Genomic DNA, 17,036 nt, shown 5'->3' on the forward strand with positions numbered 1-17,036 from the left:
AAACTGAGGGAGCGTTGCTTTGTTGCTGTGAAGGTTGCTGGCTTCACCTTGCGCAAACATGTCTCTTTATCAGCGAGTTTCTTCTGCAAGAACCCAGAGACAATTTTGCACATAACGCAAAAAAGCCCGACTCTTTCGAATCGGGCTTTCTTTTATTAGGACCTTGCGATGTTCTACTTTCACATGGCAGCTGCCACACTATCATCGACGCTACAGTGCAAAAGGTTAGCGACTTGAGCGAAGCGAAACGCTCTTTTTGCGCAAGGTGAAGTGAGCCTGTTTAGCTGCTGCTGAGGGACTCACCTACCAAACTGAGGGAGCGTTGCTTTGTTGCTGTGAAGGTTGCTGGCTTCACCTTGCGCAAACATGTCTCTTTATCAGCGAGTTTCTTCTGCAAGAACCCAAGAGACAATTTTGTACCAGACGCAAAAAACCCCGATACTTTCGTATCGGGGTTTCTCTTATTAGGACCTGGCGATGTTCTACTTTCACATGGCAGCTGCCACACTATCATCGACGCTGTTTCGTTTCACTTCTGAGTTCGGCATGGGGTCAGGTGGTTCCAAAACGCTATAGTCACCAGGAAAACTGGAGTGCAAATGGTTAATGACTTCAAGCTTTGCTTGAGCATTTCATTTGCGCAAGGTGAATATCAAGCAACACTGCTGTCGCGACCTTCACTTTGCTTAAATCTGGAAAAATTCTGATAATTCGTAAAAATCTACTTTAGTTAATACTAACTTCTGTCGCTTAAACCACTTTGGCGTTGTATGGTTAAGCCTCACGGGTAATTAGTACTGGTTAGCTTAACGTATCACTACGCTTCCACACCCAGCCTATCAACGTTGTAGTCTCCAACGGCCCTTCAGTTAACTTAAAGTTAAAGTGAGAACTCATCTCGAGGCTCGCTTCCCGCTTAGATGCTTTCAGCGGTTATCGATCCCGAACGTAGCTACCGGGCAATGCAATTGGCATCACAACCCGAACACCAGCGGTTCGTCCACTCCGGTCCTCTCGTACTAGGAGCAGCCCCTCTCAATTCTCAAACGCCCACGGCAGATAGGGACCGAACTGTCTCACGACGTTCTAAACCCAGCTCGCGTACCACTTTAAATGGCGAACAGCCATACCCTTGGGACCGACTTCAGCCCCAGGATGTGATGAGCCGACATCGAGGTGCCAAACACCGCCGTCGATATGAACTCTTGGGCGGTATCAGCCTGTTATCCCCGGAGTACCTTTTATCCGTTGAGCGATGGCCCTTCCATTCAGAACCACCGGATCACTATGACCTACTTTCGTACCTGCTCGACGTGTCTGTCTCGCAGTTAAGCTGGCTTCTACCATTACACTAACCGTACGATGTCCGACCGTACTTAGCCAACCTTCGTGCTCCTCCGTTACTCTTTGGGAGGAGACCGCCCCAGTCAAACTACCCACCAGGCACTGTCCTCAATCCCGATAAGGGACCTAAGTTAGAACATCAAACATACAAGGGTGGTATTTCAAGGTCGGCTCCACGATGACTGGCGTCACCGCTTCAAAGCCTCCCACCTATCCTACACATGTAGGCTCAATGTTCAGTGCCAAGCTGTAGTAAAGGTTCACGGGGTCTTTCCGTCTAGCCGCGGGTACACAGCATCTTCACTGCGATTTCAATTTCACTGAGTCTCGGGTGGAGACAGCGTGGCCATGGTTACACCATTCGTGCAGGTCGGAACTTACCCGACAAGGAATTTCGCTACCTTAGGACCGTTATAGTTACGGCCGCCGTTTACCGGGGCTTCGATCAAGAGCTTCGACTTACGTCTAACCCCATCAATTAACCTTCCGGCACCGGGCAGGTGTCACACCGTATACGTCATCTTACGATTTTGCACAGTGCTGTGTTTTTAATAAACAGTCCCAGCCACCTGGTCACTGCGGCTGTCGTCAGCTTAAGGAGTAAATCCCATCACCAACAACAGCGTACCTTCTCCCGAAGTTACGGTACAATTTTGCCTAGTTCCTTCACCCGAGTTCTCTCAAGCGCCTTAGTATTCTCTACCTGACCACCTGTGTCGGTTTGGGGTACGATTCGAAATAATCTGAAGCTTAGAGGCTTTTCCTGGAAGTAGGGCATCAGTAACTTCACACCCGTAGGTGCTCGTCTCGTGTCTCAGCCTTAAGAACCCGGATTTTCCTAAGTTCTCAGCCTACGCACTTTCACATGGACAACCAACGCCATGCTTACTTAGCCTGCTCCGTCCCCCCATCGCAATTATTCCAAGTACGGGAATATTAACCCGTTTCCCATCGACTACGCTCTTCAGCCTCGCCTTAGGGGTCGACTTACCCTACCCTGATTAACATGGGATAGGAACCCTTGGTCTTCCGGCGTGCGGGTTTTTCACCCGCATTGTCGTTACTCATGTCAGCATTCGCACTTCTGATACCTCCAGCATACCTCCCGGTACACCTTCAACGGCTTACAGAACGCTCCCCTACCCCGCGAATAAATTCGCAGCCGCAGCTTCGGTGGTATGTTTAGCCCCGTTACATCTTCCGCGCAGGCCGACTCGACTAGTGAGCTATTACGCTTTCTTTAAAGGGTGGCTGCTTCTAAGCCAACCTCCTAGCTGTTTTAGCCTTCCCACATCGTTTCCCACTTAACATACACTTTGGGACCTTAGCTGGCGGTCTGGGTTGTTTCCCTCTTCACGACGGACGTTAGCACCCGCCGTGTGTCTCCCGGATATTACTTTACGGTATTCGGAGTTTGCAAAGGGTTGGTAAGTCGGGATGACCCCCTAGCCTTAACAGTGCTCTACCCCCGTAAGTATTCGTCCGAGGCTCTACCTAAATAGATTTCGGGGAGAACCAGCTATCTCCCGGTTTGATTAGCCTTTCACTCCTAGCCACAGGTCATCCCCTAACTTTTCAACGTTAGTGGGTTCGGTCCTCCAGTTGATGTTACTCAACCTTCAACCTGCCCATGGCTAGATCACCGGGTTTCGGGTCTATACCTTGCAACTAAGCGCCCAGTTAAGACTCGCTTTCGCTACGGCTACCCTATTCGGTTAACCTCGCTACAAAATATAAGTCGCTGACCCATTATACAAAAGGTACGCAGTCACACCACGAAGGTGCTCCTACTGCTTGTACGTACACGGTTTCAGGTTCTATTTCACTCCCCTCACAGGGGTTCTTTTCGCCTTTCCCTCACGGTACTGGTTCACTATCGGTCAGTTGGGAGTATTTAGCCTTGGAGGATGGTCCCCCCATATTCAGTCAAAGTTTCACGTGCTCCGACCTACTCGATTTCACTTTAGATAAGTTTTTGTGTACGGGACTATCACCCTGTGTCGTCATACTTTCCAGAATGTTCCACTAACTACACTAAAGCTTAAGGGCTAGTCCGATTTCGCTCGCCGCTACTTTCGGAATCTCGGTTGATTTCTTTTCCTACGGGTACTTAGATGTTTCAGTTCTCCGCGTTCGCTTCATACAGCTATGTATTCACTGCATGATGACCCAAAGGGCCGGGTTTCCCCATTCGGAAATCCTAGTCTCAAGCGCCTCTTACTGGCTCAACTAGGCTTATCGCAAGTTAGTACGTCCTTCATCGCCTCCAACTGCCAAGGCATCCACCGTGTACGCTTAGTCACTTAACCATACAACCCAAAATGGTTTGTATCGTCAAAGACAGTTTAACTTCGCCAGAAGTTAATATTGAATACTAAAGTAGACGCTAATAAATCTTAAGATTTATCGGCATGTTTTACTTTTGAAAACTCTTTATAGATATAAATATCTACAAGAATTAATTATCAGCTTTTCCAAATTTTTAAAGAGCAATATCACTCAGTCATAAGACCAAGCAACAATCATCTGTGTGGACACTACGAACAAATAAGTTCTAAATCGTATAAGGAGGTGATCCAGCCCCAGGTTCCCCTAGGGCTACCTTGTTACGACTTCACCCCAGTCATGAATCACTCCGTGGTGATCGCCCTCCCGAAGGTTAGGCTAACCACTTCTGGAGCAACCCACTCCCATGGTGTGACGGGCGGTGTGTACAAGGCCCGGGAACGTATTCACCGCGGCATTCTGATCCGCGATTACTAGCGATTCCGACTTCATGGAGTCGAGTTGCAGACTCCAATCCGGACTACGACGCACTTTAAGTGATTCGCTGACTCTCGCGAGCTCGCAGCACTCTGTATGCGCCATTGTAGCACGTGTGTAGCCCTACACGTAAGGGCCATGATGACTTGACGTCGTCCCCACCTTCCTCCGGTTTATCACCGGCAGTCTCCTTAGAGTTCCCGACCGAATCGCTGGCAACTAAGGATAGGGGTTGCGCTCGTTGCGGGACTTAACCCAACATCTCACAACACGAGCTGACGACAGCCATGCAGCACCTGTATCAGAGTTCCCGAAGGCACCAATCTATCTCTAGAAAGTTCTCTGTATGTCAAGTGTAGGTAAGGTTCTTCGCGTTGCATCGAATTAAACCACATGCTCCACCGCTTGTGCGGGCCCCCGTCAATTCATTTGAGTTTTAACCTTGCGGCCGTACTCCCCAGGCGGTCTACTTAATGCGTTAGCTTTGAAAAAGTCCTCCGAAGAGTCCAGCTTCTAGTAGACATCGTTTACGGCGTGGACTACCAGGGTATCTAATCCTGTTTGCTCCCCACGCTTTCGTACATGAGCGTCAGTGTTGACCCAGGTGGCTGCCTTCGCCATCGGTATTCCTTCAGATCTCTACGCATTTCACCGCTACACCTGAAATTCTACCACCCTCTATCACACTCTAGTTTGCCAGTTCGAAATGCAGTTCCCAGGTTAAGCCCGGGGCTTTCACATCTCGCTTAACAAACCGCCTGCGTACGCTTTACGCCCAGTAATTCCGATTAACGCTCGCACCCTCCGTATTACCGCGGCTGCTGGCACGGAGTTAGCCGGTGCTTCTTCTGTAAGTAACGTCACAGCTGAATGCTATTAACATCCAACCTTTCCTCCTTACTGAAAGTGCTTTACAACCCGAAGGCCTTCTTCACACACGCGGCATGGCTGCATCAGGCTTGCGCCCATTGTGCAATATTCCCCACTGCTGCCTCCCGTAGGAGTCTGGGCCGTGTCTCAGTCCCAGTGTGGCTGATCATCCTCTCAAACCAGCTAGGGATCGTCGCCTTGGTGAGCCATTACCTCACCAACTAGCTAATCCCACTTGGGCCAATCTTTAGGCGTGAGGCCCGAAGGTCCCCCACTTTGGTCCGTAGACATCATGCGGTATTAGCAGTCGTTTCCAACTGTTGTCCCCCACCTAAAGGCATGTTCCCAAGCATTACTCACCCGTCCGCCGCTCGTCATCTTCTAGCAAGCTAGAAATGTTACCGCTCGACTTGCATGTGTTAGGCCTGCCGCCAGCGTTCAATCTGAGCCATGATCAAACTCTTCAATTAAAAGTTTTTTGAAACCTAAGTTTCGTGCTCATTGAATTCTGATTTTGATTTCCCTTTATAAAAGAAAAATCGAATTGACTGTGCTGAAACAAGTAAACTTGTTTCCGTTGGTCACTCAGTTCAATTGAGACTCTAAATTTGTTTGCATCCTCTAGCTAGGCTAGATTTTGCTGTTAGAACTCAATCTGTACGAGTGCCCACACAGATGATTGCTTCATATTTTTAAAGAACGTTTCGAGTTACTTTCGCGCCTCGAGGGATGTGCATTCTAAGCATTCCCGATTTTTTGTCAACACTTAATTTGAAGTTTCTTTTTAAGGAGTTTCAAGTTTAAGTTTTACTTGACGCTGACTCGTTGTTGCCTTGCTTATTCAGCGTAGCGCTCCGTGTCAGTGGGGTCGCATTATAGGGCGGCGAATTAAAAGCGCAAGTGCTTTTTTAAGAAAATTGATAAAAATAGATTGTTCGGCTGATTTTCGAGCGAAACGGCTATTTTTGGTAGTTTTATATACAAATAGAGCGCTTAAAAGCGCTCTATTTGTATATCCCAGCCGATTTTGCGTTGATATTGCGCTTCTTGCTCTATCTCACTTTCCATTAAAGGATGATTAGTTAGCCACTCATCTTCAAAACCCAATGTCACTTTATCGTGTTTATCCGATGCAATTGTTACCGGCGGTGCAACATCATCTTGGCGGCGCATTGATAAAATCACCGCTAGACGGATTATACGTGTCAAACGCTGCGCTATCACACTGTTAGATCCTAAGCTAGCATACTGCTTTAAACTCAGATCAGAACGATGAGAAGCTGTAAGCAAAACAATCAACTGTTTTTCAGTCTTAGAATACCCCGGCATACCCGTATGACTTAAAATGTAGGCACTGTGCTTGTGGTACAGTTTGTAATCGACGATCAAACCTATTTCATGCACATAAGAAACCGCATTGAGTATCTTCTTTGCTGCATCGATATCAAGTTGCCAAACATCACTAAGCTGGTTCACTAATAATAAGCTTTGTTCAGACACATAACTCGCCTGTAGTTTATCTACGTGATATCTGTCTGAAAAACTATCCAGTGTTCGCTTACAAATATCAGAGTTATGTAACTCTGGGATCATGCTATAGAGCACACCTTCTCTTAGTGCGCCACCAGCCAACCCCATTTGCGAAATATGTAGCGACTCAAAAAGCGCGATTAAGATAGCCAATCCCGAAACAAAAACTAATCGACGCTCTTCACTTAATCCAGGTAGAGCAAGTTCAGCGATGGTATGACATGCAATTGCTTGACTTTGGATCTCTTTGAGCTTTGCAAGAGTAAGCATATCGCTTTGACCATCTGCTGAGAGGATCTCTTGAATTGCTTGCACAGTGCCTGAAGCGCCAATGGCTAGCTCCCAGCCCATATCAATAAAGTCTTTTTGGATAGGCTTGATAATAACTTTTGCGGCAGACACGGCATGTGCAAAATTGGCTTTGCTCAATAGTCCGTCACTAAAGTACGTTTCCAGAAAAGTAACACAGCCCATATTGAGGCTTTTATAAAGCAGTGCGTCAAACCCTTTACCGATAACCACCTCGGTACTGGCGCCACCAATATCAATCACAAGTTGGCGTCCTTGGCAGGCTGAGGTATGGGCAACCCCTTTATAAATCGTTTTCGCTTCCAGCTCTCCACTGATCACATTAATTTTGTGATGCAAGATCTGCTCTGCTCGCTCCTTAAACTCTTCGGCATTTATAGCCAAGCGAAGTGTAGCTGTGGCAACAATGCTAATATTTTGCTTTGGAATATCTTGTAAACGTTCTGCAAACAATGCCAAGCATTCCCAGCCTCTTTGCATCGCTTCTTGTGATAAAACGTTGTTTTGATCTAAGCCAGCCGCTAAACGTACCTTACGTTTTACCCGACCGATAGTATGAACACCGCCCGCCACATGTCTTGCGATTAACATGTGGAAGCTGTTAGAGCCCAGATCAATAACAGCAAACACATCGCTTTGTGGAATTTTTTGCCCCACTACATTAAACCTCTAGTAACAACTACCAATGTACTCGTTCTTCAATTAATTAGAACGTTGTTTTTGGTAACTACCTTGACGACGTCCGTTGTTACGGTTGCGTGGTCCAGACGAGTAGTTCCTTTTTCTTTGCATATTAGGCTTAGTTAAGTCTTCTAGCAATGCAGACTTATCATAATGAGACAAAGGTATTGCATGCTCTATATATGATTCTATTTCATGTAAATTATATGCATATTGCTCACAAGCGAAGCTAATTGCATGACCCGAAGCCCCCGCTCGACCTGTACGACCAATACGGTGAACATAATCTTCGCAGTCATCTGGCAAATCAAAATTAAACACATGGCTCACTTCTGGAATATGTAAGCCTCGAGCTGCAACGTCTGTGGCAACCAGAAAGTCCACCTCGCCTTTAGTGAACTGCGCTAGAATACTTTGACGTTTTTTCTGATTTACATCACCAGTCAGTAATCCGACTCGGTGCCCATCCGCCTTCATCCACGCGTATACATTTTCACAACTTTGTTTAGTGTTTGCGAAAATAATGGCTTTTTCAGGCCATTCTTCTTCGATCAACGTCAGTAGAAGCGGTATTTTGTCATCATGAGATGGGTGAAATAACTCTTCTTGAATACGTTTACCCGTTTTTACATCCGGTTCAATCTGCACATGCTCCGGGTTAGTCATATGTTCAAATGCCAACTCTTGCACTCGATACGACAACGTTGCCGAGAACAATAAGTTCAAACGTTCCGAAGTATCTGGCATTCGATTGAATAAATAACGAATGTCTTTTATAAAGCCAAGATCGAACATGCGATCCGCTTCATCGAGTACCACGACTTCAATTTCATTGAGGCTATACGCGCCTTGTTTATAGAAATCGATTAATCGTCCGGTCGTGCCAATTAAAATATCTACGCCATTTTCCAGTTGCGCACGTTGTTTTTCGTACTCTTCGCCACCATATAACAAACCTAGTTTGAGATCACAGTGTGGCGCGATAATTTTTGCATCTTTATGTATCTGAATCGCAAGCTCCCTTGTAGGAGCCATGATCAGTGCCCTTGGTTGCTTTCTGGACGCCCCCTCTGATTGTAACAAACGGTGGCAAGTGGCTGTTAAAAAAGCCAATGTTTTACCTGTCCCCGTTTGTGCTTGGCCCGCAATGTCGCGGCCATCAACAACAAAAGGTAAACACTTTGCTTGGATTGGCGTGCAATATTCAAAGCCATTCGCAGTTAAACCGGCGACCACTTCCGGTGCTAAAGCAAAGTCAGAAAATTTTTTATTGGTCAAATGTGTCTTAGTCATAGCGATAAAGCATAACGTTTAAACTTGCAATAAGAAACAAGAGTGTTTAAATACGCATTAAATAATTAGCCTAATTCTAATGGAGAGCGCAATGAGCGACAAAATTATTCAACTTACCGACGACAGCTTTGAAGCAGACGTACTAAAATCTGAACAGCCAGTACTCGTAGATTTCTGGGCTGAGTGGTGTGGTCCTTGTAAGATGATTGCCCCAATTCTTAACGAAGTTGCTGACGAGTTTGCTGGTCGTGTAACTATTGGTAAGCTGAACATCGACCAAAACGCAGGTACTCCACCTAAGTTTGGTATTCGTGGTATTCCAACATTACTACTATTCAAAGATGGTGCAGTTGCAGCAACTAAAGTAGGTGCGTTGTCTAAAACTCAACTGGTTGAGTTCCTAGAAAACAACATCTAATTGTGTTTTTATGCACATCCGTCAGGCAAAACTGGCGGGTGTGTGTAACACGATATTCCAGTAAATTTAGATTTTTGACACAAAATTTGTATAAAGACTGGACGGCCAGCGGCCTACCTGCTAACTTATATCACCACTAACCTTTAGTTTTATCAAATCAGCCTCTCTCGTATAAACGGGAATGACAATTGTAATAAAGAACCCACCAATATGCATTTACGCGAACTGAAAGACAAGTCAATCAACGAACTTGTAAAACTAGCCGAGTCTATGGGACTCGAAAACGTAGCTCGTCTAAGAAAACAAGACATTATTTTTGCCATTTTGAAAGCCCACTCTAAAAGTGGTGAAAACATTTTCGGCGGCGGTGTTTTAGAAATTCTACAAGATGGCTTCGGCTTTTTGCGCTCATCAGAAGCTTCTTACTTAGCTGGCCCAGACGATATTTACGTTTCACCAAGCCAGATTCGACGCTTCAGCATGCGCACCGGCGACACCATCAGTGGCCTTATTCGTCCACCTAAAGATGGCGAGCGCTATTTTGCGTTATTGAAAGTCAACGAGGTTAATTTCGATAAACCTGAAAACTCTCGTACAAAGATTTTATTCGAAAACTTAACGCCAATTCACGCCAACGAACGCTTTGTGATGGAGCGCGGTAACGGCAGTACGGAAGATATTACTGCACGAGTATTAGACTTAGCATCACCGATTGGTAGAGGACAACGTGCACTTATCGTTGCACCACCAAAAGCGGGTAAAACGATGTTATTGCAAAACATTGCGCAGTCAATTACCTACAACAATCCTGATGCAACTTTAATGGTATTGCTTATCGACGAACGTCCTGAAGAGGTAACCGAGATGCAACGCCTAGTTAAGGGTGAAGTCATTGCATCTACCTTCGATGAGCCAGCAAACCGTCACGTACAAGTTGCTGAGATGGTGATTGAAAAAGCCAAGCGCTTAGTAGAACACAAAAAAGATGTGGTCATTCTACTGGACTCAATCACCCGTTTAGCACGTGCATACAACACGGTGATCCCTTCGTCAGGCAAAGTATTAACGGGTGGTGTTGACGCCAACGCACTGCATAAACCAAAACGTTTCTTTGGTGCTGCACGTAATGTAGAAGAAGGTGGTAGCTTAACTATCATCGCCACGGCACTTATCGACACGGGCTCTAAAATGGATGAAGTTATCTACGAAGAGTTTAAAGGTACGGGTAACATGGAGCTACACCTGAATCGTAAGATTGCTGAAAAGCGTGTATTCCCTGCTATCGACTTTAACCGTTCAGGTACTCGCCGCGAAGAGTTACTCACTAAACCGGATGAGCTTCAAAAGATGTGGATTTTACGCAAGATTGTACATGAAATGTCAGAAATCGATGCGATGGAATTCCTCATTGACAAGCTTTCAATGAGTAAAACTAACGATGAATTTTTCGACTTAATGCGTCGTAAGTAATTATTTAATTGATGAAAAAAGCCTGCTTCTGCAGGCTTTTTTATTGTCCCAAATTTGGCGATGTGTCATTTATACACTATACATAGAAGGTCTAATCTTCAACAAAAGTATCATTTTATACAATGAAACACTGGCAACCTTTTTTACTCGCATGCGTCGCTAACACGGTTATTATTTTAGGAATCGCCTTTTCATTTTCGCTGAGCGTCTTGGTCACCTCTGTAATCGCGGTCGCTTCCAACATCGTCATTCTTGCTCTCGCGCTTTACTGTCAACGCCGTGATGCTAAGGCACCTTATCTTGATGAGTTATTACATGCATTAGTACAAGAAAACAACATAGATCTTACCTTCCGTTTTGATGAGTTAGATAAAAGCCCCCCCGCAACCTGCCTTGCTTTAAACGCCAGCCTGGCCACCATAGAGCACATCATTGGCGAAATTCACGCGTCATCCGCCAGACTATCCCCCATGGCCGATAACCTCAGGGATACCTATGCGTCTATGACGCAAAAAGCCTCAATTCAATACAATCATGGACAGGACCTTGCCACGTCGATTAATCGCATGTTGGACGTCTCTAAGGAATTAGACGAAAACTTAGAAAAAATATATCACTCAGTCGAAAATGCAACGCATGCAGTCAAGAAAACAAGACAGGACACCGACCGCAGTCAGGATAGTTTATTAGGCCTTGTTAAAAATATAGAGCAAACTAGCACCCAAATAGAAAGTTTAAAAGCCGACAGTGACGCGATAAGTTCAGTAATTGAAGTGATCAATTCCATTGCTGAGCAAACTAATTTACTTGCCCTTAACGCGGCAATAGAAGCAGCTAGAGCTGGAGAGCAAGGACGAGGATTTGCAGTTGTTGCAGATGAAGTGAGAAGCCTAGCTGCTAGAACAAGTCAATCAACGCAACAAGTACGCGATATGGTTGCAAAAATCCAAGCGGGCACAGATAGCACACATAATTTAATGCAGGATGCACTGACTAAAACTGAGCAAACAGTTTCTTTGTCAGAGGCATCGACCAATGAAATGGACCAAATTGAGAAAGCGATGATTGAAGTCAATGACATGTCTCATAGTATTCAAGGACAAGTCGAACAACAAAAACTCGTATCAGATGAGGCACAAAATTGCATAGAGTCTATGGTTGAATTAAATTCTGATGCGCTATCTAGTTCGAAAATCCAAGCGGTATCCAGCAGTGATTTACTGAACTTGGCCCTGACTATTCACGAAAAACTTTCGCTTTTCAAAGTAGACCAACCACCACTCGATGTTTCGCAGCGAGATCCCAAGCCGATTCAGACAGACTTTGAACAGTATGATGAGAAGGGTAAAGATGGTTCAGCTAGCGTCGAGCTCTTCTGACAGGCTGATATAATTCAGCTCGTCGCATAAAATAAGATACAGGTGTTCAGCCTGTTTAAATTGTTTTTTAATGAGCATTCTTTCCAGTTGCCGTGACGTATTGGCCAATGAAGAAAACTCAAAGGTACTCGCCGCCCCAGACAGGCGGTGACACACTTTTTGTACTTGTAACCAATCTTTACGTTCCCACAAGTCAATAAGCTCATCACGCTCACTCGGTAATGACGATGCAAAGCTAGCTACTAAATCGCTCATATCAATCGCATGATGTTTTGCTTGCGTCGCACTCCCTAAATGCTGATGCAATATTTCTTGTAGAACCTTAGTATCCAGTGGTTTGCCTAAATGCCCATAAAACCCAGCATCTAAATATGACTGGATCTCATGCTCCATGACGTTAGCAGTCAACGCATAGACTGGTTGCTCAAAGCCAGACTGACGAAGTAGATTCAGCGCCTCAACGCCATCCATAATGGGCATTTGAATATCCATGAGTACCACATCCGGATACTCCACAAGGCACCTTTCCACGGCCTCTTCCCCATTACTCACAGCCACGACTTCTAGTCCTAGCCGGCCTAAAATACGTTCAAATAACGCTCTATTATCATCATGGTCTTCAGCAACGAGCACTTTGCCATGTGCCAAAGCAACGGGTGCGGCTGCTTCTAACGGCACCGTGTTTTCCACAAGCCTTGGAGAGCAAGGCACAAAAACGGTGAACTCACTGCCCACGTCAAGTTCACTATTGACGCTAATGCTGCCGCCCATCATCTCCGTCAATTGCTGAGACAAACACAGCCCAAGACCCGAACCGCCAAATCGACGCGTAATGCTGTTATCACCTTGCTGGAAGCTTTCAAAAACACGTCCGAGCTGCTCTTGGTTCATGCCGATACCAGTGTCTATGACTTTAAAAACAATCCCAGCAGGCTGACTATCGATATGCAAAGTCACACGACCACGTTCGGTAAATTTGACCGCATTGCCCAGCAAATTAATCAGTATTTGTTTCAAACGCATATAGTCTAAATTAATCGTGAACGCGGGGGCGAAGTCGCCTTGTATGTTGAAGTTAAGCCCTTTACTCATGCATGCGTTATTAAACATGCCATTGATATCGTCTAATAAGGTTTGCAAAGTAAAGTCACTGTATTCCAAATCAAAACGCTGTGCTTCAATGCGACTTAAATCGAGTACGTCACTAACCAGTTCTTTTAAATGTTTACCTTGGCGTTGGATAACCCCTAATGAATCTTTTAATTCCCGATTAGTACCATGTTCATTGAGCATGGCTTCAGCCTGGCCAATGATGGACGTTAGGGGCGTGCGGATCTCATGGCTTATATTCGCTAAAAATTGGTTCTTTACTTGGCTTGCTTCTCTAAGTTCATCTGCCACACGTTGTAATTCAGCTGTGCGCTCCGCGACTTTTACCTTCAATTCCACTTTGGCATTTTTTTCGGCCTGCTTGAAATACAAGCTCACTACCGCAATAAACAGCGACAACACCACCATGGCACTCAGCCAAATCACTTGCTCTCTTTTATCAATTTGCAACGCTTGAAATGCCTGCTTTTGCTTTAACTCAGTGATCTCTCGGTTTAGTTCAGCCGCTTCAATACGGTTTTGGTAATCAACCATTTTCGCCAATACATTCTCATTCAGGAATTCGTATTGCTGGATTTTAAAACGGTTAAAATTTCTTATCGACTCCTCATAGTCGCCCAACCCCGCTTGTATCAACGCCAAAGTTGCCAGTTCATCGGGCTCGACTTCTCCAGCTCCCAGTGTTTGCGCAAGTGACAGCGATTCATCAACCATTTGTTTTGCGCGCACTAAATCACCTTTGACAAAATAGGCCTTGGCTAAAGGGAGTAACGCCTGCATTTTCCCCGATAAATTGGAAATTTTTTCAGCATAATAAAATGCAAAATTCGCTTCTTTTTGTGCTTGTTCAAAGTTACCTTGCGCGATACTAATGTTGGCTAAATAGGCATATTGCGCCATTAATCTGTCGGTATCATTTTTAGATTGATAGTATTCAAGTGCTGTTTGGTGGTGATGCCTTGCTTTGTCATTTTCGCCTTTGTTGCTTAATAGTTCCCCCATAAATGCGTGAGCGATAGCCGTGCCATTTTCATCATTTAAGTCGGCGAACATTTTAAGCACAGAAGTGAGCATTTCCTCGGCAATATCATAGCGGTATTGTTTAATATACAATCCGGACATATTGAGTAAGATATCGGCTTGATCCTGCTGCCGGCCATATTTTTGAAATAAATTCTGCGCCTCACTGTAGTGATAAATCGCACTTTCAAGCTCGTTAGTCGTTATATAAACAAGGCCTAAGTTGTTATGTATGTTTGCCTGCTCTAATGGTTTATTACGCTGTGAAGCGAGCTGCAATACATCTAAATATTGACCGATTGCAGCGGCATTTCGGCCTTGATAAAAGGTGGTGGTAGCCAGAAACTTTGCCGCAAAAAAGTATTCATCACTCAAAGGACTGTCCACATTTTCGTGTTTGATGATTTGCAGATAATGTTCTGACGAAACAAAGTCATCTCGAAGAGAAGCGGCGTTAGCTAGAGCGGAGAGTAAGTCAAAACGTAACTTTGCCGTCAGTTCAGGGTGTCCGAGTAACTTTTCCCCTTTTGTAGAAACATGTTCCCAACTTCCTCCGTCGTCCAACTGCGATATTTGTTCAGATAAGTCAGAAGCTGGCTCGCTGGCAGATACACAAAGTGCTAAATTTATGTAAATTAAGAAGTATATTAATACAATAGAGAATATTCTCTTGTTCATCCCTGTAGCTCGCCACGTAAAACAAAATAATGCTATGCTGAAGATACACTAACTCAACTGGTGGAACAATGCTCAACCCGCTTCTAGACGCCATTTTCATTGCCATATCTGATAATCAGCAGCATAAAATCCACAGCCTTGCCACCAAGTTAGAAAGACAAAGCCAGCTGCCACAGCTTGATAGCAACCCGAATAAAAACTTGTTTAAACGTAACTTTTTGTTAATGAATGCACTGTTTCAGTTACAAGGTGACTTACTCGAAGATGGCCTGTTTTTAACCGTGTCATCCATGCATATTCAGTTACAAGATACAGCCAACAACATGCTGTCTCTTGATAGCCCATTGCGTGACTATTATTTAGATTGGCAAAACTACGATACCAACGAAGATGAAATACAAGCACTGTTAGATAGCTTTTGGCACGCATTCACAAAAACGAAACCTGTTAAGCCAATATCAGAAGTGCAAATTAAACACATCTGTCAACGTTGGCAGTTAAGTTACCCATATCATGCTCAGCAATTGAAAAAACAGTGGCGTCACCAAGCTCTGGCGCAACATCCTGATAAGCAAGGCGGCTGTGCTGTGCGCTTCGTGCAACTCAAACAAGACTATGAATTGCTCAAAGCGCACTTACAAATGACTAGTTAACCCTGCGAACTCTGAATTTACGGCCTTTAAGTTTGCCTTCACTGAGTTTTCTAAATGCGGGTTTAGACGCGTCGCGGGCAACAGCAACATAAGCGCAGTTATCAAGCACATTAATTTTACCAATTTGTGCAAAAGCGATACCTTGCTCTCCCGTTAGACCGCCAACGATGTCACCAGGACGCACTTTTTGCTTTTTACCACCGTCAATTTGCAGAGTGACCATTTCAGGCTTGTAAGGTGGCTTATCAAGCAGACTTAAAGAAGGTGTTGGTGAAGGTGTAAAGTCACGGTCATACACATCGCCGATCTGAGCCAGTTTGAACGCTTCACTTTCACCATAAATTGAGCATGCTAGACCCTTTTTACCACCACGACCAGTTCGGCCTACTCGGTGAACATGGGTTTGTGCATCATGTGCAAGATGATAGTTGATCACCATATCCATATCGTCGATATCAAGACCTCGGGCGGCCACATCAGTCGCGACTAGAATTGACGCACTCTTATTTGCAAAGCGGATCAGCGTCTGCTCTCGTTCACGCTGTTCCAGATCACCGTGCAAGGCAACCGTATTGAATCCAGCTGCGATAAGTTCATCGCATACTTTTTGCGTCTCCACTTTGGTATTACAAAACACCACACAGCTTTGTGGTTTATGCTGTAGCAGTAACAAACGTAATGTATTGAAACGCAGTTTGTTATTGTCTAGTTTAAAAAATAACTGCTTGATACTGGTGTTGAGCGTTTGCTCTTCAACCTTCACCATTTGGGGATCACGCATAACACGTTTTGCGATGTCTTCAATGCGCTTTTGATAAGTGGCACTGAATAGCAGAGTCTGTCTTTGAGCCGGCAGGTACGACACAATGTTATCTAGCGCATCAGCAAAGCCCATGTCTAGCATTTGATCCGCTTCATCGAGTACCAAACTAGAGACTTCTGTTAAATCCAAAGTACCTTTAAATAGGTGATCTTCAATACGACCCGGCGTGCCAACAATGATGTGCGCACCATGTTCAAGAGACCCTATCTGTGGGCCAATTGGCACCCCACCACACAGCGTCAGAATTTTGATATTATGAATGCCGCGAGCCAGCTTGCGCATTTCAGTGGCAACTTGTTCAGCCAACTCTCGAGTTGGACACAGCACCAAACCTTGTACGCGATAACGCGTAACATTTAATCGAGATAAAACCCCTAAGCTAAAAGCAACGGTTTTGCCCGAACCGGTTTTTGCTTGGGCGATCACGTCTTTGCCAGATAACACCACGGGCAAACTCTGTGCCTGTATCGGTGTCATGCTCTTAAAGCCTAAATCGTTTAGTGTTTCTAAAAATTCCTGGGCTAAAGGTAAGGAGTTAAAAGCCGTTGTACTCATGTGTCATCTCAAAGAACTAAATTAATCGGCATTTTAGCAGAATTAGCGTCCGCCGAGTATGTAAAAGCGTATAGATTTTGTCCCATTTACTTGGTCAACTGAAAAATAAATGCAACACTATCGCTCAATTTTAATTTCCG

8 protein-coding genes and 3 rRNA genes are annotated in these 17,036 nt (G+C 44.9%); 4 read left to right on the plus strand and 7 right to left on the minus strand.

Annotated features, from left to right (window positions below; genetic code table 11):
* Positions 1–469 precede the first annotated feature (469 nt).
* The 5 genes from rrf to rhlB all read right to left on the minus strand — a co-directional run bounded on the left by rrf (position 470) and on the right by rhlB (position 8,790).
* Positions 470–584: ribosomal RNA gene (gene rrf / locus AC5FX4_RS02000) — 5S ribosomal RNA — on the minus strand.
* A gap of 186 nt (positions 585–770) precedes the next feature.
* Positions 771–3,653: ribosomal RNA gene (locus AC5FX4_RS02005) — 23S ribosomal RNA — on the minus strand.
* A 255-nt stretch (positions 3,654–3,908) separates the two neighbouring features.
* Positions 3,909–5,447 (minus strand): 16S ribosomal RNA (locus tag AC5FX4_RS02010).
* Together the 16S, 23S and 5S rRNA genes form the textbook arrangement of a ribosomal RNA operon.
* A gap of 523 nt (positions 5,448–5,970) precedes the next feature.
* Positions 5,971–7,473, minus strand: a complete 1,503-nt coding sequence (gene gppA, locus AC5FX4_RS02015; protein WP_493604861.1) for a guanosine-5'-triphosphate,3'-diphosphate diphosphatase — start codon at positions 7,471–7,473, stop codon at positions 5,971–5,973.
* A gap of 45 nt (positions 7,474–7,518) precedes the next feature.
* On the minus strand, positions 7,519–8,790 hold the full coding sequence (rhlB, locus tag AC5FX4_RS02020) for an ATP-dependent RNA helicase RhlB (protein ID WP_493604862.1): 1,272 nt from the start codon (positions 8,788–8,790) through the stop codon (positions 7,519–7,521).
* Between the two features lie 91 nt (positions 8,791–8,881).
* Here rhlB and trxA point away from each other — a divergent pair, with 91 nt between their 5' ends.
* From trxA to AC5FX4_RS02035, 3 genes are all read left to right on the plus strand, one after another.
* Entirely contained in the window at positions 8,882–9,208 is a 327-nt protein-coding gene (gene trxA, locus AC5FX4_RS02025) for a thioredoxin TrxA (RefSeq protein ID WP_493604863.1), read from the plus strand.
* A gap of 210 nt (positions 9,209–9,418) precedes the next feature.
* Positions 9,419–10,678: a transcription termination factor Rho gene (gene rho / locus AC5FX4_RS02030; RefSeq protein ID WP_493604864.1), complete on the plus strand. Its 1,260-nt coding sequence runs from the start codon at positions 9,419–9,421 to the stop codon at positions 10,676–10,678.
* 122 nt (positions 10,679–10,800) lie between these two features.
* Entirely contained in the window at positions 10,801–12,057 is a 1,257-nt protein-coding gene (locus tag AC5FX4_RS02035) for a methyl-accepting chemotaxis protein (protein ID WP_493604865.1), read from the plus strand.
* Here AC5FX4_RS02035 and AC5FX4_RS02040 read toward each other — a convergent pair.
* Complete coding sequence (locus AC5FX4_RS02040) at positions 12,034–14,865, minus strand: ATP-binding protein (RefSeq protein WP_493604866.1); 2,832 nt, start codon at positions 14,863–14,865, stop codon at positions 12,034–12,036. The genes AC5FX4_RS02035 and AC5FX4_RS02040 overlap by 24 nt on opposite strands.
* A gap of 68 nt (positions 14,866–14,933) precedes the next feature.
* Between AC5FX4_RS02040 and AC5FX4_RS02045 the strand changes: the two genes are divergently transcribed.
* Complete coding sequence (locus AC5FX4_RS02045) at positions 14,934–15,518, plus strand: DNA-J related domain-containing protein (protein WP_493604867.1); 585 nt, start codon at positions 14,934–14,936, stop codon at positions 15,516–15,518.
* Here the strand turns inward: AC5FX4_RS02045 and dbpA are convergent.
* A complete protein-coding gene (dbpA, locus tag AC5FX4_RS02050; RefSeq protein ID WP_493604868.1) occupies positions 15,511–16,896 on the minus strand; it encodes an ATP-dependent RNA helicase DbpA in 1,386 nt (461 codons plus the stop codon). The genes AC5FX4_RS02045 and dbpA overlap by 8 nt on opposite strands.
* Between the last annotated feature and the right edge of the window lie 140 nt (positions 16,897–17,036).

It is taken from the genome of Pseudoalteromonas sp. ATL1, assembly GCF_058933015.1.